Annotated in this window: 14 protein-coding genes; 11 read left to right on the top strand and 3 right to left on the bottom strand. The window is 36.3% G+C overall.

Annotated elements, in window-relative coordinates; genetic code table 11:
• Positions 1-299: 299 nt before the first annotated feature.
• Positions 300-2,642, top strand: a complete 2,343-nt coding sequence (locus STERM_RS04700) for a transcriptional regulator (RefSeq protein WP_012860416.1) — start codon at positions 300-302, stop codon at positions 2,640-2,642.
• Between the two features lie 78 nt (positions 2,643-2,720).
• Here the strand turns inward: STERM_RS04700 and STERM_RS04705 are convergent, their stop codons facing one another.
• The gene (locus STERM_RS04705; RefSeq protein ID WP_041309810.1) at positions 2,721-3,905 is read right to left on the bottom strand and encodes a replication initiation protein; all 1,185 of its coding nucleotides are present in this window, start codon (positions 3,903-3,905) and stop codon (positions 2,721-2,723) included.
• Positions 3,906-4,155: 250 nt separating this feature from the next.
• Between STERM_RS04705 and STERM_RS04710 the strand changes: the two genes are divergently transcribed.
• From STERM_RS04710 to STERM_RS04740, 7 genes are all read left to right on the top strand, one after another.
• A complete protein-coding gene (locus STERM_RS04710) occupies positions 4,156-4,521 on the top strand; it encodes a PRD domain-containing protein (RefSeq protein ID WP_012860418.1) in 366 nt (121 codons plus the stop codon).
• 18 nt (positions 4,522-4,539) lie between these two features.
• Complete coding sequence (locus tag STERM_RS04715) at positions 4,540-4,905, top strand: glycine-rich SFCGS family protein (RefSeq protein ID WP_012860419.1); 366 nt, start codon at positions 4,540-4,542, stop codon at positions 4,903-4,905.
• 31 nt (positions 4,906-4,936) lie between these two features.
• Positions 4,937-5,218, top strand: coding sequence for a DUF4312 family protein (locus STERM_RS04720; protein WP_012860420.1), 282 nt, complete (start codon positions 4,937-4,939; stop codon positions 5,216-5,218).
• An 8-nt stretch (positions 5,219-5,226) separates the two neighbouring features.
• A complete protein-coding gene (locus tag STERM_RS04725) occupies positions 5,227-5,940 on the top strand; it encodes a DUF4311 domain-containing protein (RefSeq protein ID WP_012860421.1) in 714 nt (237 codons plus the stop codon).
• Positions 5,941-5,963: 23 nt separating this feature from the next.
• Positions 5,964-6,602: a DUF4310 family protein gene (locus STERM_RS04730; protein WP_012860422.1), complete on the top strand. Its 639-nt coding sequence runs from the start codon at positions 5,964-5,966 to the stop codon at positions 6,600-6,602.
• A 21-nt stretch (positions 6,603-6,623) separates the two neighbouring features.
• Positions 6,624-7,373 carry a 2-dehydro-3-deoxy-phosphogluconate aldolase gene (gene dagF / locus STERM_RS04735; RefSeq protein WP_012860423.1) on the top strand — a complete coding sequence of 250 codons (750 nt, stop codon included), beginning with the start codon at positions 6,624-6,626 and terminating at the stop codon, positions 7,371-7,373.
• Positions 7,374-7,664: 291 nt separating this feature from the next.
• The gene (locus STERM_RS04740; RefSeq protein WP_012860424.1) at positions 7,665-14,375 is read left to right on the top strand and encodes an autotransporter domain-containing protein; all 6,711 of its coding nucleotides are present in this window, start codon (positions 7,665-7,667) and stop codon (positions 14,373-14,375) included.
• A gap of 94 nt (positions 14,376-14,469) precedes the next feature.
• On the opposite strand, the gene STERM_RS04745 is transcribed toward STERM_RS04740, so the two are convergent.
• Positions 14,470-15,366: an ROK family protein gene (locus STERM_RS04745; protein ID WP_012860425.1), complete on the bottom strand. Its 897-nt coding sequence runs from the start codon at positions 15,364-15,366 to the stop codon at positions 14,470-14,472.
• 23 nt (positions 15,367-15,389) lie between these two features.
• The gene (locus tag STERM_RS04750) at positions 15,390-16,352 is read right to left on the bottom strand and encodes a LacI family DNA-binding transcriptional regulator (protein WP_012860426.1); all 963 of its coding nucleotides are present in this window, start codon (positions 16,350-16,352) and stop codon (positions 15,390-15,392) included.
• Positions 16,353-17,194: 842 nt separating this feature from the next.
• On the opposite strand from STERM_RS04750, the gene STERM_RS04755 reads away from it, so the two are divergent.
• The 3 genes from STERM_RS04755 to STERM_RS04765 are packed head-to-tail and all read left to right on the top strand — an operon-like array spanning position 17,195 to position 26,309.
• A complete protein-coding gene (locus STERM_RS04755; RefSeq protein ID WP_012860428.1) occupies positions 17,195-17,473 on the top strand; it encodes a hypothetical protein in 279 nt (92 codons plus the stop codon).
• Positions 17,474-17,491: 18 nt separating this feature from the next.
• Positions 17,492-17,758 carry a hypothetical protein gene (locus STERM_RS04760; RefSeq protein ID WP_012860429.1) on the top strand — a complete coding sequence of 89 codons (267 nt, stop codon included), beginning with the start codon at positions 17,492-17,494 and terminating at the stop codon, positions 17,756-17,758.
• A 16-nt stretch (positions 17,759-17,774) separates the two neighbouring features.
• Entirely contained in the window at positions 17,775-26,309 is an 8,535-nt protein-coding gene (locus tag STERM_RS04765; RefSeq protein ID WP_012860430.1) for a transporter, read from the top strand.
• Positions 26,310-26,376: the final 67 nt, after the last annotated feature.

Consider the following 26,376-nt stretch of genomic DNA (forward strand, 5'->3'; position numbering starts at 1 on the left):
ATTTTTTATGTCCATTAGTTTCTTTTTTGGAGATAATATCTCATTAACTGATTTTCAAAATTGAAAATGAAAATTAACTTGATCACACTACAAGGTATAACAGGGGAATTATGTTTTGTCAAATTTCCAAGGAACACATTATTTTTTTAGAATGTAACACTGAAAAAGCCTTTTATTTTATATTTTTTTTAAAAAGATACACGGTTTATTGTTTTAGTGTTTATAGTGTGTTATAATGAAATGTAGATTAGTGCAGAGAAAAAGTTGAATATTACAACAAATTTCAGGAGGAATTATTTATGTCAAACCGTAGGGATTCTATAATAAAGTTAATTGAAAACTATACTCAACAGCAGATTTTGAACGGATCACTGGACTTTGGAGACTGTAATGCACATAATATTTCAGTTGATCTGAAAATAGACCGCACAAATATATCGCGGCTTTTAAACCAGCTTCATAAAGAGGGGAAATTTATTAAGATAAACGGGAGACCTACACTGTATATATCCATGAAGGTTATGGCAAATAATTTTCCTTATGTTTCGCTGCCAAATATAATTAATAAAGATGATGAGATAAATAATTATATACATCAGGCATCGGCAGCCGGACCTGTAGTAATAGGGGCAAAGCTTGATATGGTAGGCAGTGACATAAACGGTTCGCTTTATGAGAGTATTTTGAGGATACTGCCGATTCTTTATTATCCATATGAAGAAGTAAAAATTATAACTCTTCGCGGTGAAAAGGGAACCGGAAAAAAGCATTTTCTGTCACAGTTTTTGAAAAGAGGTCAGGAAATAGGAAAATTTAACAGAAAACAGGGAATTTTTTATACAGACCTTGACATAATTGCAGTTGCTCCTGTTTTTGAACTAAAAAAGCTTGAAAACAGCAGTTATGCAATTATCGCAGTTGCAATAAATAATGACACACAAATAAACAGTATGCTGTCTTTTATAAATCAGATTTCATACTATTACAGAAACAGCAATACAGCCCAGCCTGTGATAGCATTAATGATAGATTCAAAGGTAAAGGAATATCTGCAGTATTATGATCTGACTCCGTATAATTCGTATTTTCCCCCGCTGTCAAAAAGACCGCTTGGTGAAACAGTAGAATTAATTTTATCAATAATTCAGAACGAAGCAGACAGATTATCACAGGAGGTTCAGATATCAAAAGATTTTATCGTGGCTCTTGCGCTGGAAAATTATACTTCAAATATATTTCAGCTTAGAAATGAGATTATATACGCTTTGTCGCATTCCCGTTTTAATTATTCCGGAAAAACAAATACGCCTCTTGTGTTAGAGCTTCACTGCTTATCGGACGGTATACTCCAAAAGCAGAATAACAAAGCAGATATAAAAGATTCTCTACTTGCGGAGCTTCCGGAAAGAATTGTACTGGTACCCGGTCTGACTGTTGATTTGACAAAAATAATAAGGGAAAATAATGTTTCTAGGGCAAAACTGATTAAGGATAAAAGAGAATCGAAGATCAATATGATGGAAATGCTTATGACTAATCTGCCTACAGATTTGCACAATTACAGCTTTTCATTTCATGATCTTTCTTTTAAATACAGTATTTCCTCTATTTTTGAAGGAACTGTTCTGGGAAAAGACCCTGTATTGTTTGAATATGTCTTAAGTGTAGTAGATCAGGTAGTATTTAAGCAGATTGACATAAATAATTATTATTTTTCAAAAACCAGTAAGGGGTCAAAGCCGGCTCAGTCTGTTTACAGAAAGCTTATGAGATTTTTGGATATGAACATAGGCGGAATAGAAAACGAGAAGAAGAATTTTTTGAAACAGGTAATTTTTTCAGCGTTTGATCTGGTGAATCAGGTACAGATTCCTGTTATTATAATTACACACGGATCGGAGCTTGCAGATAATTTTGCATTAAGCTTTAACAAAATTCAGGGAAGAAGAGTTTTTTACTCATTGAATTACTCGATTGAACAGCAAAAGAATGAAATTGATTATTTTGTAAAAAGAATTTCAAAATATATCAGTACAGTGAGCCGGGGACAGGGAGTTCTTCTGGTCGTGGATCATGATCCGCTGAATAAGCTAGACAGCAAGTTATTTCTGAAAACACGTATTTTGACTTTTAGTACATATCCTGCTTCAATAGTTCATATAAACAGTGTATTTGAGCTGATGAATTCAGGGATGAGCATAGTTTCGTTTTCTGCTGCCATAATAAGAAAGAAAAACAATCATAAGGACTATCTGGCTGACTTTACCTTAAATGATAAAATAGTACGTAATAATGACAGTAATCTCAAGCTTATGACGGAGCTTTTCCCGAACATGGATATTCCGAGAACAAATGAAATTTTATACCGTCTGTTAAGGCAGATATGTGATAAAATATCATTAAGACCGAATAATCAGCTGATTGTGGACTTTCTTTTTCATGGAAACTGTGTTTTGGAGCGTGCTCTGCAAAGTGACGGGAAATATTTTAAGCAGGTAAGCTCTATGGAGGATCCTGATAATGAGCTTATTGAAATTATTAAGGAAAAAATTTCTCAAAGTACAGAATTAAATACAGTCGGATTTTCTTTGAATGATTATGTTATATTTTATGATTGTATTCATTCGGCTTTGGATATATAATAATAAATAGAAACTGCAGCTGATGAGGAACGGCATTTTTCTTGTCAGCTGCAGTCATAAAATTACTAAACCTGAGATTTACTTTTCAAAAACAAACATTCGGCTTTGATACTCCCCGTTATATTCTATAAATACGGCAATTTGATTATCGATATATTCCAGTTCGTTATATTTTTTCAGTTTATAAAGCTCCCTGTAAAAAGTATCCACCTGTGTAAGATAAAATAAATTCAGATTGGCGATGATCTTAAAAAATTCCGTATGCAGATCTGCAAGTGAAGCATAATGTTTTTCCTCATCAAAAACCAGCTTATGAGTTTCGCTGAATTTTGCCACTCTGTTTTTCAGTCTGTTGTCGTAATGGTTATATTTGAGAGCCTCTACAATGTATCTGTCCATATTGTCTTTTCTATGCAAAATAGTATAGCTTATATTTTTTTTCACATATTCGTATCCCTTTTTAGACAGCATGCTTAGTGTATAGTCCCATATCTTGTTATACTTTACAAATAAATCTTCGTATCCTTTCAGCAGTTCGTTGGTTTGCTTGCTTAAATTACTTCTTACATTATCAATGATGTAAAATTTTATTCCCACTATTTTACTATTCAGATAAGATTTATTCTTTATCTTTTCATATTTTATTTTTAGAGGAGTATATTTTTCAATCTGTGCAATAGATTTTTTCAGAACATTTTTTTCAAAATCATAAAAACGGTCATAGGTATTGGATAGTTCAAGATATTCTTTAAGATATTCCTCAGAAACTTCAAGTGTATCATTTATACTTTTATTATTAATAAGAAACAAAAAAAGTTTTTTTACAATCATACTGTCGAATTGAAGCAGAATGTCAAAGTAAAGCTCCTTAAAATTATTTTCTTCAGCAGAAAAAATGCTGTAAAATTTTTCGGAAATATCAATATAAAATTTTTCATCATTGAATTCAAAGGAAGCTACAGGATACAGGGAACCTTCAAATGTAAGAAGATTGAATTTTTTACATTTGTAGATTATTCTCTTTTCTGAAAAACTATTCATAAACCTTTCAAATTCCTCTTTTTCAGTAATATTAAGCACTTTAAAAAGTACCTCAATCTCAAAAACAAGAGTTTTTTCATTTGGATTTTCAAAATTATTTTTTATTTTTTCTATTAAAAATTCCAGGAAAAATTTTTCCCGCTTATTAATTTTTTTATGAAAATCAATAAAAATATCGTATTCCTGAAAAAAAAACTGGTTTTTTTTACTATTTTTTTCCATTTTTTCACCTAATTTCGTCAAAATTATATAAAAAATATGATTTTTTTGCGAATTTATATAATTTATTTTTTCGTTAACATGTAAAATCACTTTTATATATAACATAAAAAAAGAAAAAAATCAAAGAAAAATGGAAAATTAGCGACGAATATGTAAAATTTGACATTCGTGTATTTTGTGGTAACTTATATAGTGAAAAGATTTTTATCTTAAATATATATGTATAGAACAGTTTGAGAGGAGGAAAATCATGGAACAAAATTTTCTGGAAGACGTAAGACAGCATTTGGGACTGTCAGAAGCAGATTTTTCCAAGTATACTGAAAATGCTGCGGAAGTAGAAAAAATACTGGAAGAAAATAATGTAATATTTACTTATGAATTCAAGCTGGTATTTTATTCCCATATTGTCAGCTTTTGTCAAAGACTCGAAGCAAAAGAAAAACTAAATGTTACTAATTCAGGATTTGAGGAAGAAGTCAGCAAAGAGGCTTATGGAATATCTTCAAAGATAATAACAATGCTGTCGGAAAAATATGGAACAGAAGCAGATGATCTGGAAATAATACTGGCAGCAATTCAGATACAGCTTGCACTGGAATTTCAAAATCAATAAAAAAACAGGAGGAAAATCATGGAAAAGGAAATTGTAGTAGTAATAGGACATCGTCTCGGGCAGGGAGACAAGGTAGCCAAGGGTGTGGAAGAAGCAGGAGGAAAAGCAATAGTAATAAAAGGCATGGGTGCTGATACCAAGCTTGGCGACGTAATGAAGGAAAATAACGCGGATATAGGAATTTCATTTTGCGGAAGCGGCGGAGCAGGAGCTATAATGGCACAGACAAAGTACGGTTATAAGGCAAAGCATCATTTGAGATCTGTAGATGCCGGAGTAACAGCAATAAAAGAAGGTTATACAGTATTAGGTTTTGGTTTTCTTGATGTGGAGGAATTGGGCAGAAGAATAGTAGAGACATATAAAGAAAAGTATTCGGTATAAACTGCACAAAAATGTGTATAAGGAGAATCAGATGAACGAAATAATGTATCATGAAGAGAAAGATTATACTATTAAAGCAAAGGGCAAAAATGAGGAAGAGGTAATAGGGAAAATATTTACTATTTTGAAAAAAACTGTTACTTCGGATATTGAGGGAATAGTAATAAAGCTTGAGCCTGTTAATGTATACGAGATAAGCAAAAAAACAGAAGAGTATACAGAAACTTTTTTGTGGTTTTTTATGCCGAGAAAAAAACAGGAAATAGAAATAGAGCTTAAAATAGTAGTTAGTGTAAAATATGTAAAAATATAGGAGGTTTTATGTTAATAATTTTGCTAAAATCATTGGTTGTCGGCTTCCTTGGCGGATTCGGACTTACTGCAGGAGCCGCAAGGATGTTTCATACACCTACGCATCAGTCAATGGGAGCTTTTAGAACACTTGGGGAATTAAATGCCTGTCAGGGAGACCCCATTTCACATTTTTCATTTGGATTAGGTTTTTTATTTAACTCGGCAGCATCATCAATAGGAGCAGGGGCACTTACACAGGATGTATTTCACAGAATAGTTCCGAACTTCGCAGCGGCAAGTCTTTTATTTAAAAATAAAAAGGTTGAAGAAACTCTGTATGATCCGTATAAAATGGGAATAGCAGGCGGTATTATAGGGGCAGTAGTAGTGGTAATGCTGAATACAATGGCAGCTTTCGTACCAATAGAACTGGCAAAGGTAGCAAAGGAAATACTTACACCAGCATCAAATCTTATGATAAATCCTGTCATGCCTATCATTTTCTGGCTTGCGGCAATGGATGCAGGGAAGCTTACAGGTATGTGGTCTACTGTCTTAGGAGGATTAGGACATATGGTAATGGGTAATTCACTTCCGGGACTTGTGCTTGGTATCTTAATTGGTCAGTCAATCGAGGAAAAAGGAGTTACTAAATCTGTAAAAATAATGATATCTGTAGTAGTAGTACTATTCTTGGTAATAGCATATGCAAGAGGATTCTTTGCAAAGCTTGGCTTCTAAAAGTTTAGATTAAGGAGGAAAAAATGAAATCAACAAAGGAAAAATTCTGGTTAAGTGATAAAACCTTCCCCATACTGGTAGCATTAGCCTGTGCGGCTATGGTCGGGGGAACTCATATGTATATTAAGCATGGAACAGGTGCTTTAAATGAAATATTCGTAATACAGCTGCTGGATCAGGGACTACAAACAGGTGATTATGCAGCGGCAGCGGGATTTGCATTCGGATTCCTGCTTGCAAGAATATTGGAAGGGCCTCTGGTAGGTCTGTTAGATGTCGGGGGATCGTTGATGACGGGAGTAGGAATAGGAATTCCTGCGGTTTTACTGTCGGCCGGCTACGGAAAAAGTCTGAATAGTTTTGCATTAAGTCTCATAATCGGGGGAGCAATAGGATTAGTTATAGGATATATAATCATAGGTATAAGAAAGCTTATGCCGGAAAATGTCTCGGCAGCCGGAACAGGAATAATGATGGGTGCAGGGAATGCAACGGGAAGATTCCTCGGACCGCTTATTATATTATCGGCAGTACAGTATAACGTACCTGCGGGATTAGGTTCAATAATCGGGGCAGCCTTATTTTATAAAATAGACAAGCCGATAGCAGGAGGAGCAATATTAGGTTCTATGGCTTTCGCAGGGCTCGGACTTTTAATATAAGAAACACATCAGGAGGTAAAAATGTTAGATACAAAAATAAAATTTTATAACGGACGGGTTGCATTAAATGTTTTGGCAAAAGATCTGGAAAATGCACTTGCTGTGTATGAAGCAGCGGAAGGACATGCTGTAGTAGGTCTTTTGTCAAAAAAATATAATACTGTAGAAGAAGGTGTAAAGGAGGTACAGGAGTATCTCGGGAAATTAGGAGTGGTTTCAGTAGGGCTGGGAGCAGGAGATCCGAGCCAGTTTGAAAAAGCGGCATTAATAGCTGCGCAGACAGATCCCGGACATGTGAATCAGGTATTTACAGGAGCAGGGTATGCTGCAGGAGCTCTCAAAGCAAACCGGTTCAGCAGAACTTATATAAATGTATTAATGAGTCCTACAGGACAGCCGGGTAAAGTAAAAATAAATACGGGAGAGCTGAGCAGTAAAGCAGCAGATGCAGCAGTGGATATAGATACAGCTGTTGCTATGCTGAAAGATATGAGAGCCCATTCTGTAAAGTTTTTTCCTATGGAAGGATTAAAAGGTGCGGCTGAGCTTAAGGAAGTGGTGAAGGCCAGTGAAAGAGCAGGACTTGAATTAATAGAGCCGACAGGCGGTATAGATCTGGAAAATTTTGAAGAAATAATGAAGATATGTCTTGACAGCAGTATTCCAAGAATAATGCCGCATATATACGGATCAATAATAGATAAGGGAACAGGTCTTACAAGAATAGAAGATGTAAAAAAAATGTACGGAATCATAAAAAAACTTGTGTGATTTTTATCTGCTGTTTTAAATAACGGAAATTTTATTCTTCTTTGGGATATAATAATAGAAATTGAAAAATTACACCAATATAAAATAAACTGCCTGATTTTTTGTGTCTTAACTTAAAAATCAGGCAGTTTTTATATAAACAGCGGTATTATAAAATATAAAAAGAATGCAGTCAAATTGACATTTCTTACAAATTAGGATATAATATAATTAAGTATATTAAAATTAAACTAATGTATAATTAAGAGAGGAGAGGAGCATATACTGTTATGATAACCAAAAGGAGGAATAATGAAAAAAAATAAAAAATTAATATTATCATTTTTAGCGTTAAATGCAGTACTACCAATTTCTGCATCAGGAGCAGAGTCTTCGGCATCATTAAAGTATGACAGACTCTATAATAGCGTCATAAAAAATCTAGAAGCCGGGAAATCAAATGAGAAAAACTATAAGCTCATAGAAAAAGTCTTGAGTCAAAGAAATAAGGAACTAAAAGATCTGTATTTACAGAGTGATTATATAGTAAAACCGGAATATCTCGAATGGCAGATATTTTTCAGCGGATTTTACGAGGAGCATAATGAGGGAAGAGATAATACAGGAGAAAATGCCGAGTATTATTCAAAAGTAAACGGTTATTATGAAACAGACGGTTCTTATACAGTTACAAGTGCTAACAGAGCTTCAACTTCAGGGAAACCGTACCAGCCGCTGCAGAAGCCGAAAGAAATAGATTTAGGGGTAAATGTACCTATAAGCGGTATAACAAGACCGCCTCTGGAATTAAATATAAGTCCGAACAGCGGTTCCAACGTAACAGGAAATTACGGTCCTGTGACTATAGCAGCTCCGAGTGTTTCACCGGGAATTGCCATAAGTAATTTCCAGCCTGCTAATCCTAATGTAAGCATTTTAGCGCCTTTTGTAATAACACCTGTAACCTTTACCGGAACAGGATTTGGTCAGGGAACATCGAATACTTTTACTCCCGGCGGAAATCCACCAATGGAGAATTACAGCTATATTATTTCAAATACTACAGCAAACCTGAATACAGGAGGAACTTTTTCAGGAGATATAAGTTTCGGTGATTCCTTATCATCATTGAGTAACTGGAATTCCAGTACAGCAAGCGGAACACCGGCGGCATTTTACAGTGCAGCGGCAGATAAGAGAATAACTATAAGCGGTGAATGGAATGTAACGCATGCTACTGCCGGACAGACAATGTTCATAAGCTATAACCCTTATGAAGTCGGAAGAGGCGGTTCTACCGGAGCACAGTTTATGGAATTTGCGGGAACTTTAAATCTTAATAATACAGGGACAGGCTCTTTAATAGGAATAGAACATCAGGTATTGTCAGGCGGAGGAGGCGGAGGAAGTGCTTTTAATGCTGGGGCTTTTCCTGTAGTGGTAAACTCGGGGACAATAAATATTGACAATGGTACACGTATGCTGGGAATAATGATAGACCGTGAGTTTGCTACAACAGATTTCGTTTTACCGTCTCAGACATACAATACAGGTAAAATAGAATTAAAAGCAAACAGCTCCCAGAGTATTGGGATAGATTTTGGTCAGTATGGAAACGGTGCACTTAATACTGATGCTTATGTAGGGGATATAGTAGTTGACGGAACAGAAAACTACGGTGTCAGAGTGTATGATGTACATGCCGGGAATCTGAATTATTATGATAATATAAGAGTTCACGGTGAGAAGAGCAATCCTCTTATTTACGGAGCCGGCGGAGACGGGTTAATACATATAAAGGGAACTAAAAACATAGGAATAGCTTTTGTAAAAAAAATAGGTGCTTCTGGTTATGTTGATAATGTCAGTAATCTAAATATACTGGTAGACGGTAATGAAGGAATAGGGATACTAAGAAGCGGAGACTATGTTGCTACACAGACAGCGAATATTCTTCTTACAGGTTCACAGTTGAAATCACTGATGTACGGAGATAATTCAAATCAGAGTATTCTTGTTCGTAGTGACAGATTTACAACAGTTATAGATCCTACTTTGGGGGCAAATATAGGATCTAATGTGGGAGGAACAGTTACATTAGGCGGAATCGTAAAAAACGGAAATGATAATATTTTATTTCTTGCTAACGGAACCGGACAGACAGCTGCACAGGCAGGGAAAATAATTAATAATTCTGATATTACAGTTACAAGCGATGCAAAAAATGCAAAAACACTTGTTGCATATCAGGGCGGAGAAATAACTAATAATGCCGTTATGACAAATAATTCTACAAGAGACAGAGCAGTAGGCTCTACTAACGTAGGTGCTTTGGGAATGGCTCTTTTAGGTTCTTCAAGCATCGGGACAAATTCAAATACAGGGAAATTACTGCTTCAGAATACCGGAACCAAATTGTCGGTAGGGGTGTATAACGAGGGAACATTTACAAATAATGGAGAAATAGAAGTATACGGTAGTGAAGGAATAGGGGTATACTCACAGGGGGCAGCTTCAATAACAAATTTGACCAATAAAATTCTGGTGAATGGTGATAATTCAGTAGGTCTGTTTTCAGATAATACAAACAGCTCTAATTTTAGTGTAGGTTCTCTGACTCTGAATGTAAACGGTACTGATGCATATGCATTTTATGCCAAAAACGGAGGGGGATTTAATATTACCGGGAATACAGCAGTAAATGTAGGAGCCGGAGGTATCGGATTTCAATATGTGGGAACTGGGCTGACGACTTCTATAAGTCCGACACAGATCACTTCCATGTTTAATGCAGGCGGAGGTCATCTTACATTTAATCTTGATCCGAATTCATATGCTATGGTAATAGAAAATGCCCAGATAAAAACATCAGAAATAGGAACTTTTACTGCGATAATGCCTTCTCATGTGACAATGTCCGGATCAAATAAAGTAAAGCTGTATAAAGGACATTTGGAAATAGATGAGAATTCAAATATAGATTCAGCAGCAGCAACAGATATAAAATACAGGGATTTACCGATAGCTTCTTCAAGAATAACACTGAATTTCGGAAAAACAATATCAGGAACAGAAAGCGGACTTGCCGGAATAGGTCAGGAAAATGACAATATAGCAGGTATAACAAATGCTCAGATGCTTTTGACAAATAACGGGACAATAACACTTACCGGAGCTAATTCTACAGGTATGTATGCAAGCTACGGATCACTTGATAATGCATTGACGGGGAAAATACAGACAGCGAGCGGCGGAGTAGGATTATACGGTACGAACGGGACAATAACAGCAAATTCCGGGATAATAGAATTCGGTGACGGTGGAATAGGGATATACGGTACGAATGTAACTCCGGGAACCACGCCGACATATGGTACAAAAGATGTATCAATAACACATTCAGGAAGTATTGAATCTAAAGGTACAACTAAAGGATACGGGATAGTAGCTGATAATGACGGAAGCGGGTCATCATCCCTTACTATAAATTCCGGGTCATTAATTGATTTAAGTTCGGTGACTAATGCAGCAGTGGGAGATCTTGTAGGTATATATGCAAAAAATACTGTGGTAAATTCAAGCGGAGATATTACTATAGGAAAAAATGGAATAGTTATGTACGCCGAGGACAGTAATGTTACAATAAGCGGCGGGACAATAAATATTACCGGAGATAATGTACTGGGATTTTATCTGAAGGGAGCAACAACTTTCAGCGGTTCAGGAACAATCAATGTTTCGGGACAGGGAGTCACAATATTTAATCTGAATACAAATCCAGGTATGGCATTTACAAATCTCTTTACTATAAATACAATTGGCTCGGGAACTTATACACTGGGAAGTATAGCCAACGGATCATATTACTATAATAACGCTACTACTCTAGGAGGAAACGGAGCTATGGTTTCCGGAAAATCTTCCACAGTGCTATTTGACAGCGGTGCAAATATCGGAACTACAGGGGACAGCAATATAGGTATATATGTGGACGGTGTTTACACAGGAGGAGCTGTACCGGGATTCACAGCAGGTATAGAAGCTGAAAACAGAGGGATAATAACCCTGAATAATTCATCGGCAGGTCTTTATGGCTTGAACGGGGCAAGTGTCTATAATGCTGGAGGAACAATAACAGTAGGAAATGATTCTACGGGAATTTATGCATCAGGAGGTACATCAAATGCGATGAATACCGGAAACATAACAGTAGGAAGCAATTCTCAGGGAATATATCTGAAGGATGGTATATTAGCAGCTAATACAGCAGGGAATATATTAAGTGCCGGAACCAATTCAGTGGGAATTTATGCAGATAATATTTCGGGTGGCATAATAAACGGAGGAGTAATAGATTTATCTGGTGATAAATCAGTGGGAATTTATGCGACAGGACCTGCTAAGAACATAGTAAATACAGGAACAATAAAAGTAGGTAATTCAACTGAATTAAATAATCCGAGTATAGGAATATATACTACAACGCCGGGAGATATAATAACCAATTCTTCTGTTATTGATTCTGGGAAGAATTCAATAGGAATATATGCTGAAGGGGCAACAGTAAATCAAAACGGAACATCTGTAGTAGGAGAAACGGGAACAGGTATATATACAAAAGGCGGAACTGTTGTTTTAGGATTTGCAAGCGATATGCAGGTGGGAATGAATGAGGCTGTAGGTGTATATGGGACAAACGGAACATATATAGTAAACAGCAGTATGAACCCTGTGAATATAGGAAACGGCGGATACGGCTTTATACTGGAAACAGGTTCTGTATTGGATAATCATGGTATACTGGCTTTGAACGGGAAGGGAACAGGGGTATATTCCGATGGTGCAAATATTGTAAATAATCTTGCAGGAGCCGATATAAACATGGCCGGTGATAACAATATAGGAATATACATGGTTTCAGGCGGAACTATAAATAATGATGCAAATATAAACGGAACTCCAGGAAAATCAAATATAGGAATATACAATAAAAACGGTACAATTACAAATAGCGGAACTATAAGTGTAGGAGCATCTGTTCTTGCATATAATTCTGACGGAACAGTAGACTATGATAACAGCGGATATGCAGTAGGAATTTATGGTGAAGGATCAAATATAAATAATACCGGACAGATAAATATCGGTGAAAATGGTATAGGACTCTATACCAGAGATAATCCGGTAAAAATAGTAAATAAGGGAAATATAACCGGTGTAGGAAATGGTGCAACAGGAATTTTCGTAGACAACGGAATAGTTGAGAATGATGCCGGGGTTACTATTTCAATGACAGGCGATAATACAACAGGAATGGTGGCCAATAAGAACGGTACGATAATTAACAACGGAAATATAATAATGACAGGTAATGATGTAACGGCAATGTTTGCTAATATTACATCCACAGCAATAAATAACGGAGTAATAGATATGTCGGGTGCTACGGGAAACAGTGTGGCCTTTCTTCTCGGAGCAGGTTCTACATATGTAAATAATGTAGGAAGTACTTTGAATCTGGGACTTAGCGGAACTTTATCCGGAAGAGCGGGAATAACACATGATATACCCAGCATAATAAACGGAGGAATAATCCAGTCTGACGGAGTTCTTGCACTTGACGGAATATCAATTTCACTGAAGGTGGATCCGAGTACTGTAGTATACCAGAGTGATCCGACTACCGGACCGCAGTTCATAGCAAACGGTGCTTCGATAGTAGCAGACACTCTGATAACAGATAAGCCGATAATAATACTTCCGGGATTTGCTGACGGGACTAATGCAAATGTTTATAAAATAGTAAACGCGGTAAAAGCATCAGGCGGAATTTATGAATTTATAAGCGGATCGCTGTTATGGGAAGCAATTCCGGAAGCTACAGGAACAGGTGCGGATGTATACATGAAGAGAAAAAGCTTTACTGATTTTACAGACGGGTTATGGTTTGAAGATTTTGGCAATGCCTTGGAAGAAAAGTTCCTTGGTTCTTCCGGAGATGCAATGAAAATATACAATAAAACAGCCTATATAAAAACAGAGGAAGATTTTCGTCAGATAATGGCAAGTCTTGCTGGAAACGTATATGCTAATATAAACCAGAGAGAAAATGACATAGCGGAAATATTTGAAAATTCATTGAATCTTATATCTGATTCTGCGAATAATACAAAAGAAAATGTAAAGGTAAATGTAATTGCAGGAAAAGGTAAAAACAAAGAGGAGACAGACGGAGTTGTACCTTATGACTATACTACTGCGGGTGTTTTAGCTCTTAGAGAGGTAGAAAGAACATACAGACATACTTTCGGTTATTCACTGGGATATTTGCATACCGGATTTGAATTTAATGACGGAAATGAAAGTGAAGAATGGGTGGATACAATACAGCTCGGAGTTCACAGCAAGTATAATGCCGGAGGATGGAAGCTGAGAAATGATCTTACCGGAAGAGCAAGCATACATAATGTAGATAGAAATATCGAGTGGGGTACTGATCTTGGCAGATCTGAAATGAATGGAACATATGAAACATACAGTATTACAAGTGACAATATACTCGGGAAAGAATTCGGGCTTGGAAAAAGAGTAAATATAACACCTTACGGAGCATTTAAGGCAATGTATGTTACAAGACCGACTTTCAAAGAAAGCGGACTGGAAAGACTTGAAGTGGACGGAAACGATGCTTGGAGCGTAAAGCCAAGGGCAGGAGTGGAGCTTAACGCAGCTGTACCTTTGGGATCACAGTCACCGTGGCAACTGAAAGGAACTTTGGATTTTGCTTATGAATATGAGCTTGCAGATTTGAATGAAAGAGAGAAGGCAAGACTTGTAGCTGTTGAAGATAATTATCATAAATTATCAAAGCCGGAAGATGAAAAAGGAACATTCAGAACAAAAGCATATTTGGGTGTTGAGGTAGCAGACAGATACGGGATATTCCTGACTGGTGAGTATAAGCTGAGTGAGCATGACAAAGATGATTACAGAGCAGGAGTAATACTGAAAGCAGTTTTTTAGGATAGTATAATAAGTATAACAAAGTAGCAGAAATATAAAAAAGAAGGATATTTTCAGTTTATGGAATATCCTTCTTTATACATAAATATGATTTTTAGCTGTATTCCTGGAGATGATGAGCCAGAGCACCGAGTATATTGGCATCTTTTCTGTATGTAGCAGGTTTTATAACAGGTCTTATTTTATAAAAATTTTCCAGATTATCCAGTATTTCATTAGTTTTTTTATTTAGACCGTTTATAAAAGTATTATTGCAGCTTATAGCTCCGCCGATAAAGATCATTTCAGGATCGTATATATACTGAACATTAATTATACCTGCAGCTAATGCGGAATAAAATTCATCAATAGCTTTCAGACAATTCTTATCACCGTTCTCAGCTGCCTCAAAAATCATCTTTCCATTCATATCTTTATCTGGATAAATTTTTTTGACCTTTCTTACAAGGGCCTGTGTAGAACCAAGCTCACTGAGGTTTCTGAATCTGTCTTTCTCTGAATATGAGATATCAAGAAACATAAAGCCGAATTCTCCGCCATGAAGGTGTTTTCCGTGATGAATTCTGCCGTCCTTTACTATGGCACCGCCGACACCGCTTCCGCATACCAAAAAAGCCATATCTTTTATAAAGTTATATTTTCCAAAGTATACCTCAGAAAAGGCGGCACAGTTAGCATCATTTTCTATACTTACCGGCAGGGAGAACTCTGTATTCAGATTTTTTTTCCAGTTTGGGCCGTGAATATAAGGGATTGCACTGACTCCGCCTATAATTCCAGTTTTGCAATCTACTGATCCCGGTGCACTTACAGCTATTCCCATGATAGAATATCGTACTTTTGCATTTTTTATATATTCAAAAATAGATTTGGTAAATTCATAAAGAGTTTTCGGAATATTTATAGAAGATTGTTCATAAATATTTCCATTTTTATCTGTAATGGCTGTTTTTACAGAAGTTCCGCCAATATCAAGGCAGATATAATACATAAGAAACCTCCCGAAATTTTGATTTAGGTACTTTTTCTTTCCACAAGGTGAAAGCTCAGGGGAAATGAAGGTGTATTTTTATTGTTTAATATATTATCTATTATAATAAAGGCATTTTTAGCCTGTAAATCTATGGGATAGTGTATGGTAGTAAGCTTCAGCAGGCGGGAAATTTCAATATCATCAAAGCCCATTACTGAAAAATCACGCGGAATATCCAGTCCGTATTCCTGAGCCTTGGTAAATAATCCTGCCGCCACTGAATCTGAAAGAGTAGCAAATGCGTCGGGCTTCTCTTTTTGCTTAAGCCACCACTGTGCCATATTTTCACCGTTTTTTACAGAAGCAATGCCGTGAAAATTCTCGTTATAATGGATATTATATTTTTTACAGAAGTCTTCGTATGCCTTCATTCTGCTGCGGGTATTCAGACTTTCCAGATTGCCGTAGAGATTTACTATTTTTCTTCTTCCTTTTTTATAGAGGTGTTCTAGGGCAAGCGTATATCCGTCATATTGATTCATATAAACGGAGTGGATAATATCAGAGTCCAGTCTCTGCCATGTGACAACAGGGCCGTATTTGGCATACTGTTCAAGAACAGACCATTCGTTCAGACGGATAAGCAGCAGCACCGCATCAATCTGTTTTCTTCTAAGCATTTCAAATGCCTGTATTTCTTTATTTTTATCATTAAGTGTCATAAACAGACTTATATTATACCCTTCCTTTTGTGCAGCCATTGTAAAATGACTGAGCAGAAGATTCATGGAATCATTGAAATAAGGAGCGACAATTCCGAGAAAGCCGGTACGCCCTGTTTTTAACGAAACGGCATTTCTGTTGGGGACATAATCCAGCTGTTTCATGATTTTTTCTATAGTTATTCTGGTTTTTTCATTAACATAACCGCTTTGGTTTATTACTCTGGAGACCGTGGAAGCTGATACACCGGCAAGTCTGGCGATATCCTTTATATTAGCCATTGCTCCTCCTTTTCTTTGCAGATAAATAATCAGTTATATATATATTATCATATTTTTACATAAAACCGGAAGCAAATACAATAAAAACTTTATATTTCTAAAGATTTTATACTGCTGAGTAAAGACTGGATTTTACTAGTTCATATTTATTAAAACAGCTATATAAGATTACAAAAATTATAATTTTATTCTTGAAGCAAGAGCTGTCAAAATAAATTCAGAATATGAATCAGAAATACTTGTATAACAAATATAAATGTAATAACAAATGTTTATACAACAAAAATCAGAATAATGATTAAATTTAAAATAGTAAAATATTATTGTTTTATAATTTTATAAAGTAATATATCAATTTTTAGTATATAAATATATATGATTAATATTAGATTATAAAAAAATATTATTAAAATTCTGTAATACATAAAAATATAAGAATGAAAAAGTGGTATAATTATATAAAAGATAGAAATATCTTGTCATAATTCTAAAAAAAAATATTTTTTAATATTCTATGATAGTCCGACAAATTATTATAAATATATATTTTTTTTATTAAAATTGACTTTAAAACGTAAATTTAGTAAAATATTTATGATGCTTTACTTATGAAATCAACAAGTACGAATGATATTTCATTGAAATATCATTATTTTGAAAAGGAGGTCTGGTGAAAAAACTTATATTTAAGAATGCAGATCACTGCAAGCTGTTTTACATAAGCAGCCAAGAAAAGAAACATCAGATGAAAACAACAGGTTATAAAGTAAAAAATAACATGGCATAATACTGAACAAAATGAAATGTAAACATTTTAATAAATCAAAAAAATAGGAGGAAAAATGAGAAAAATCACGTTAATTTTTTTATTAATCTTGGTATCACTGACTCTTTACAGTAATGAGGCAAAAGCAGACAGAGCTGTGGAAGAAAGTGTAACAAAAGATTATGATCAGGACGGGGTGTATTCATCATATGAAAAAGCCTTGAGAAGGGCTCAGGGTTCGATATATGTGACATTACCCGAAAAAAGAGGATACTGGTATACTATGCTTGACAGAATAAAGGCGGAAGAGGAAGAATTAATGCCGGATGAAACAGCAAGAATGAGAAGAAAATAATAATTTTTGGGAGGAAAAATGAAAAAACTAGCAGTAAAAGCACTTTTATTTATTATGGGAACGATGCTGTATTCAGCGCCTACTTATGAATATAGGAGAGAATTAAGAGAAGGGGCAAGAGGAAAGTGGACTAATTTAAGACAGCATCTTAACAGCGGAACAAGACTGGAAAAAGAGCTGACTAAAGTAGATAAACAAATTGATAAGAAAGTAAATGAAATTCAGGAAATAGAAGATTTATTATTTAGAATAGAACAATATAAGGCAGCAAATAATATAAGATAGTATAACAGGAGGGAAAATGAAAAGAAATAAAAAATTATTAATATCATTTCTAGCACTGAATGCGATATTAATATCTTATGCAAAAGCAGAAACGGTACAGGCAACAAGATATGAAAGAATGTACAACAGTATTGTAAAGAATATAGAAAAAGGAAATACTAATGAAAAAGCCTACCAAACACTTGAACGAATACTCAAACAAAAAAATAAAGAATTGAAAGATTTATATCTTCAGGGAGATTATATAGTAAAACCTGAATATTTGGAGTGGCAGGTATTTTTTACCGGTTTTTATGATGAATACAGTGAGGGTCAGGATAATACCAGAGAAAATGCCAGTTATCATTCAAAAGTAACTGGTTATTACGATGTAAACGGAAATTACGTAATGACAAGCGGAAGCATAAACGGATTATTAGGAAAACCGCATCGGTCATTACAGCAGCCGAAAGAAATAGATCTTGGAATATCAATACAGGTAAGGGAACCAAACAGACAGCCGATATCACTGGGAGTGACAAAGCCTTCAATGCCGAAGATATCTCCGAATGCACCGGTATCGTTAGCTATTAATGCACCAGTGATACCTTTAATGCCAAATTTGTCTTTTGAGATAAATCCGCCGGCAGTATTCAATGTTCCGACTGTAAGTGCAAGCGTGAATTTGAATTTGCCTAATATAGCGGTAAGAGCTTTTAATCCTGTGGCTCCGAATCCTTATGTAGCTAATATACCTACCATAGCAAGCTTTCAGGTAAAAGTTCCAAGTACAGGAAACGGAGATGATGACTTTAACAGGTTAGGTCAGGTAAGTTCGAGTGACGGGACATCGTTTGTAGGGAATTACAGCTTTAGCAGCGGGGAGCTTGGCGGGACATGGCGGAATAGTTCGGGAACTTTAGAATCTTATTATTATACAAATTTGACCGGAAGCTCGAATTGGAAGAGCGGGACTAATACGATGACTAATGCTACTACAGGAACAATAACTGTAACTAGTCCCAAAGCAGCATTGTATGAATTTACCGGTGCACAGGTAGTAACTTTGGGAACAGCAGGGCAGCCTGTGGGAACAGTGGGAAATCCCGGAAATAATACAGTTTTGAGGATAATAGGACAGGCACCGTATACTTCATCTTCTACAATGGGGCATTTAATCCAGTTTGATCCGCATAATTCTTATTCATCAAGAACAGGATATCTGAATTATACATTAAATCATTATGGTGTAAGTACCGGAGTTTCAGCACCGGGAGATGGAAATCCCAATTATTATAATGTTCTTAGAAATCATGGTTTGATTCAGGCGGAAGGAAATTTTGTACTGATGGTAGGATTACAGGAACATGCAGATGCACATAGTGCAGTTGTTGAAAATTATGGAGCAATGGTGGGACATTGGGATGGCAGCAGCAGTCTTTATTCAAACGGACAGGGTAAACAGGTAGCCAATGCATTTATTGCAGGCGGCGGTGGGAATGCACAAAGAAGATTTGAATTCTATAATATGTCCGGCGGATCAATTGAAATGAGAGCACCTGAAAGTGTGGCTTATTTTTATGGAACAGTAGCATCAAAAGCTTATCATCATAATGTTATAAATAATGGGCGAATTGTAATGTATGGAGCTAATAATGTCGGAATACAGACAAATCAGGCAAGTCAGGATTTGAGCGGTTCCAAAATTATTTTGAATAAACCGATAGAAGTCAATGGAGATGAAAGTATCGGAATAGAGATAGCGAGAAATATGGATTATGGATATGGAGGTGTTACTCCAGGAGCGTATGATCCTCAGACGGCAGTGTTTAAAGTGTCACTGGGAACAGAGAGCAATAAATATTCCGGTGATTTGAATGATCCGAACTTTGTTGAAAATTCGGTCGGTTTATATATAAATATAACAAGCTACTATAGTGCTGCAAATATTGAAAGACTGAGAAATTTTGACTTTAAGTTCGGTGACTATGCAAAAGACAGTACATTAATATATGTAAAGAAAGGTAATTTACTTTTAGATACCGGCGGAACCGGAATAATAGATATAACTGCAGGTAAGAATAATACAGTAATAGCAGGTAATACCAGTGATTCTAAAATAACAATAAAGACAGATATAAATATAGGGAATGCTACTACAGAAGTAGAAAATACAACGGCAGTATTCGGAAAAGACAAAGCAGTTATTGATTTGTACGGGAATATATATGTTAACGGAAGCGGATCTTCAGGTTTTGCATTAAAGAATGACGGTACGGGAAATGCTGTGGGAACTATGCATACAGGCTCTGCAATAACGGTAAAAAAAGGAGCAACAGGAATATACAATGATGGTACATTTAATATGACAGACGGAACAATAGAAGCAACCGGAGATTCTGCAGTAGCGGTATACGGGGCGACAGGAAATACTGATACTAATATAAACGGCGGTACAATAGAAGCCGGTTCCGGAGGAATAGCCTTATTTTCAGGTAACGGGTCTAAAATCAATATAAAATCTGCAGCAGGTATTAAAGCAAATGCCGGCGGACTTTTATTTTATAATCATGCTGGTGGAACATTTACAGGGAAATATGTTCTGGATGGTGTAGTTTCACCAAGAGTAGAGGCTGGAGGAATGGTTTTCTATTATAAAGGCGGTTCATTATCTATTTCTGATTTAGCAGGAATTCCTAATATATTAAATTCATTTGAAGCAAAAACATTATTTGGAACTGATAAATTAGATTTAAAAATGGCAGCGGGTTCAAGTTTAATATATCTTGAAACAACACCGGGATTAACTAAAAATATTTCGGATTTAAATTCACTTCCGTTAACACCGTTAAGTGCTTCATGGCTTACTGTAACACCAGATTCAGGAGCTATAATAAAAACATACACATTATCTGATCTAAATCTGATATTGGATAATGACGGAGACTCAAATTTAGATACAGGTATATACAGCCAGCTGCAGATATTGAGTTCTGATGTAACTATAAACAGCGGGGTTACTGTAGCCGGAACAAAAGATGATCAGATAGCTGTAGTACAGAGAAATAAAACAGGAAGTACAAATCCTTCGGATATTTTAATTACAAATAACGGAACAATAAATTTAACAGGAGATAAAACTGTAGGTTTAGTAGGAGATTATGCACAAATAGATACCAGTTCATCATCAGTTATCAATTTATCCGGAGATAAATCAACAGGAATAATTTCTGCAAACGGAACTCAGACAACAAATGCCGGAACTATAATAATAGACGGGCATGAATCTCTCGGAATATACGGTGGGAATACATTAGATGATACACCGGCAGTTTTGGGATATGGAAACGGGAAGATTAACATAACTCACAGCGGAGAAATAAAGACTACTGCCACAGCAGGGAAAAGATATGGGATATTTGTGGAGAATCTTCCTTTATACTCAGTTTCGGCAGCAGATTCAGTCGTTACGACAACAGCAGGATCAAAAATAGACCTGAGTCTGGCAGCAATGGGAGGAGTAGGAATATATTCCGATAAAAGTACTGTAAATCATTCAGGTTCTGTAAAAATCAGTTCTACTGCAACGAATAACGGTACAGGTATATATGCAATAAAAGGAACTAATGCGGAAATTTTCAGCGGCGGTTCTGTAACAGTAACAGGAGACAAAGGCTATGGATTCTTTCTGGAAAACTCTACAGGAAAAAACAGCGGTACGATAACAGTAGGGAAAGAATCAATAGGAATAAGTCTTGCAGCGCTCTCTACAGGGAATAATAACGGAACACTTACTATAGGAGAATCTTCGGCAGGTCTGTATGTCGGCGGAACATCAACAGGAAATAACAATACAGGTGCTCTGATTACATCATCGGATTCAGAGGCTTTGGGAATTTATGTATTAAACGGGGCAACAGGAACAAATGCAGGAAATATAACATTAACAGGACAAAAATCATCAGGAGTTTATAACAAAGGGACTTTTACAATGACTGGCGGGACAGTAGAAGTTAATTCCATATCAGGAGCAGGTATATATGCAGATGCAGGATCGACAACAAGTATAAACTCAGGAACAATAAAAGTAGGAAAAGGTGCAATAGCACTTTATGCAAACAGTTCTACGATAAATGTAGCCGGAGGAACGAATTTTGATATCTCGGGTGACACAGACGGAAAAAGTATTTTTGCATATAATTATAATAATCTCGGTGTTATGACTACAGGTAAAGTAAATCTTACAGGAGCAACAAATACTACAGTAAATATAAATTCCGGCGGAATAGGATTTTATGTAAAAGGAATGACACTGAATACTTACATAGATAATCTGATATCAAACAGCGGAACAGGAAAACTTGAAATTGTAATGAATAATTCCAATTCAAATCTTTATGTACTAGACAGTCCTGGTTCTGTTACACAGCTGAGTACGATTTCATCATTAGTTCCGGGAACAACCTTGGGAACAGCAGGGGATGTAGTAATTTCGACTGGAAGTGTTTCGGATTACGGGCTTTTGACACTGGTAAAAGGTGAATTGGAAATAGATCAGGATGTAAACCTTGATGCAGCTTCAGATGCTTATAATAAATCAGACTTTGTAAACTCTTCTGTAAAATTAAATTCAGCCAAGAGTATAACAGGGACAGCAGCAAATGCTCTGGGAATAGGTCAAAGAAATTATACTGGCGGAACACTTGCTAATCTGCTTGTACAAAATGACGGGACTATTAATCTGACAGGGATTAAATCTACAGGAATCGCCGCAGATTTTGGACGAGTACAGAATTCGGCAGGAGCAGTGATAAATGTCGGAGAAGACGGAATAGGAATATATGCGGCGAATAGTTCACAGGTAACAAATGCAGGTGCTATAAACTTAACAAACAACGGAGTGGGTATATACGGGGCAAATTACTTTGACGGAGTAACAAGTGCGGCATATGGAACTGATGATATTGATATCACTAATTCAGGAGCAATAATTTCTACAGGAACAACAGGAAGAAATATTGGAATATATGCAAATAATACAGCAGGAGCCGGATCAACAGTAGTATTGAATACAGGCTCGAATATAGATGTTTCAAGCTCAGAAGACGGAATAGGAGTATATTCGGTAAATTCTACACTTACAATAAATGACGGAAATATAACTGTAGGGAAGAACGGAATAGGAGTATATGCAGAGGGAACAACAGGAACAATAGCTGGCGGAACAGTAAATTTAATAGGAGATAATGCAGTAGGATATTATCTGACTAATTCGAGCAGTCTGACTAATAACGGGGGAAATATTTATATTGACGGTCAAAATATAGTACTGACAATATCAGATGCAAGCTCAAGCATAAATTTTCTGACACCGTTTACTATAACAGCAACAGCCGGATCAACATATGTAGCAGGAAGCATGACAGGAGGAGAGTTTTATAATAATACTACAGCAACACTAGGTTCAAATGGTATGCTTATAAATGGTCTTGGTACTGCAGTACTTTTTGGAACAGCTTCAAATGTTAATTCGACAGGAACAAATGTAGCAGGTATGGTATTAAGCGGACGATATACGGATAATCCGCTGCCTTATCCGATTTCTGGAACACCTGTAAATGTAGAGGGAACAAATCTGGGGACGATAAGTCTTGGTGATTCATCAGCCGGAATATATCTTATGAATGGTGCAAGAGGAGAGAATAAAGGAACAATATCAGTAAACAATTATTCTGTGGCTATGTATGCAGAAGGAGCAGGCTCTTCCGTAAAAAATGACAGCGGTATTATTAGTATCGGTCAGGAATCAACAGGATTGTTTATGAAGGACGGAGCAAGTATTTCCAATACAGGAACAGCCGAAATAAACAGTACAGGGTTGAAAGCTGTAGGAATATATTCGGAAAATAATTTGGCAGGATCAGCAACAGTAACAAACAGTAATAAAATAGATTTAAACGGAGACCAGTCAATAGGAATATATACAACAGGAGAAAATAATGTAACAAATACCGGAATAATAAATATAGGTAATTCATCAAGCCAGACACAGCCGGGTGTAGGAATATATGCAGATCATGTAGGCAGCAGTATTACAAATTCGGCATCAGTAAATGTCGGAGATAACGGGGTAGGGATATATAACCTAAACGGAAATGTAACAAACAGTGGAGCAATAACAGCAGGAAACGGCGGAACGGGAATATATTCCGAAGGAGGAACGATAACTTTAAATGCCGGCTCATCAATAACAACCGGTCAGAATGATGCTGTGGGAGTATATGCAGTGAATCAGACAGGCGTGGTAACGAATAACTCGACAGTATCTGTAGGAGACGGATCATACGGATTTGTATTCACAGGAACAACAGCACCGACATTTATAAATAACCAGTCAGCTGTGATAGGAAATAACAGTATATTTGTATTCTCGGATTCAGTATTATCAGCAGATAACAGCGGGGCACTGACAATGACAGGCTCTGATAACATAGGGTATTACCTGAAAAACGGAGGATTATTTATAAATAATTCAAATATTACAGGGAATGCCGGAGTCTCTAATATAGGAGTGTATGCCAAAAATGCAGTAATAATAAATAACGGAAATATTATTCTTGGAGATTCAAATCTTATTGAACATACAGATGCCAGCGGTGCTAAATATAAGACCGGTTATTCAGTGGGAATATACGGAGAAGACTCAAATATAATGAATATGGCAGGAAATACTATTCAGGTAGGAAAAGAAGGGATAGGGATTTATGTAAAAGGAGCAGGCTATGCAGCAGTAAATTACGGAATTATAAATGGTTTCGGGGATGATGCCAAGGGGATATTTGCAGCGGATCACTCGGCTGTGAGAAACTACGGTACCATAAATATGACCGGGGATAATGTAATGGGAATAGCAGGACAGAACGGAGCTCAGATATATAACGACTACAGCGGGATAATAAATGTAAGCGGAAATGACGTAACAGGGATATATCTGGCAGGCGACGGTACAAAACTGGTAAACTACGGAACTATAAATATAACAGGGACAGGACTTGGAATAGCTTATACGCCGACAGTGGAATTAAGTGATGTAATAGATACAACAGGCACAACGCAGGGTTATACATCAAAACAGTATAGTCTTCCTGATATGCCGACTCTTGTGAACTCAGGTGTAATAAATATAAATGTAGGCGGAAATTTCAATTATGACGGAATAAAAGTAATAGTAACAGTCGACCCGTCTACAAATACTCCTACTACAAACTCGTCAAGCCAGGTAGGATTCGGCGGGGTAATACCGGATAAACTGGAGGTAGCACCGGATTTTGCAGTAGGAACAGCAGCGGACAGATATGTATTTGAGAATATATTCAAAGGAGCAACAGGGAAAGGAGACTACATATCACAGTCATTGACATGGGATGCAACAGCTCAGGGAAGCAATCTGGTAATGACAAGAAAGGCATATACAGAATTTACAGACGGTCTGTGGTATGAAGATTTTGGAGCGGCTCTGAATGAAAAATATGCTGTTACAACAGGTGAAGGAAGAAAAATATTTGACAAGATAAACTATATAACAAATGAAGCAGATTTCAGACATATAATGGCAAGTATGGCAGGAAATGTGTATGCTAATATAAACCAAAGAGAATACGATATGGCAAAGGCATTTGAAGAATCTCTGCATTTATTGCAGGATTCTGCAAATAACACAAAAGAAAATGTAAAAATAAGTGTAATAGCAGGAAAAGGAAAAAATAAAGAAGAAACTGACGGAGTAACAGGTTATGATTATACAACAACAGGAGTACTTGCCCTGCGTGAAGTAGAAAGAACTTACAGACATACATTCGGATATTCACTTGGATATCTGCATACAGGGTTTGAATTCAAGGACGGAAATGAAAGTGAAGAATGGGTAGACACAATTCAGCTGGGAGTACATAATAAATATAATGTAAACGGATGGCAGTTAAGAAATGATCTTACAGGAAGAGCAAGTATCCATAATGTGGACAGAAATATAGACTGGCCAAGCCCTAACAGCAGATCAGAAATGAACGGGTCGTATGAAACATACAGTATAACAAGTGACAATATACTTGGAAAAGAATTTGAACTGGGGAAAAAAGCAAGTATAATGCCGTACGGGGCCTTTAAGGCAATGTATGTGACAAGACCGTCATTTGAAGAGAAAGGTCTTGAAAGACTGGAAGTAGAAGGAAATGATGCATGGAGTGCAAAACCGAGAGCAGGAGTGGAGCTGAAAGGTGCAGTGCCTCTAGGAGCTAACACAGCATGGCAGTTAAAGGGAACTTTGGATTTAGCGTATGAATATGAACTTGCTGATTTGAATGAAAGAGAGAAAGCAAGATTAGTAACAATAGAGGATGAATATCACAAATTATCAAAACCTGAAGATGAAAAGGGAACATTCAGAACAAGAGCAGCCATAGGAGTAGAAGTAGAAGACAGATATGGTTTATTCCTGACAGGAGAGTATTCAACAGGAAATGATAAAGAAGATGATTACAGAGCAGGAGTGAGTTTGAAAGCAGTATTTTAATTAATAAAAGGAAGGAATGGAAGTTTTTCGAACAAAATATGGTATGTTCGGTTCGGGAAGCTTCGTT

This window comes from Sebaldella termitidis ATCC 33386 (assembly GCF_000024405.1).
Taxonomy (GTDB): domain Bacteria; phylum Fusobacteriota; class Fusobacteriia; order Fusobacteriales; family Leptotrichiaceae; genus Sebaldella; species Sebaldella termitidis.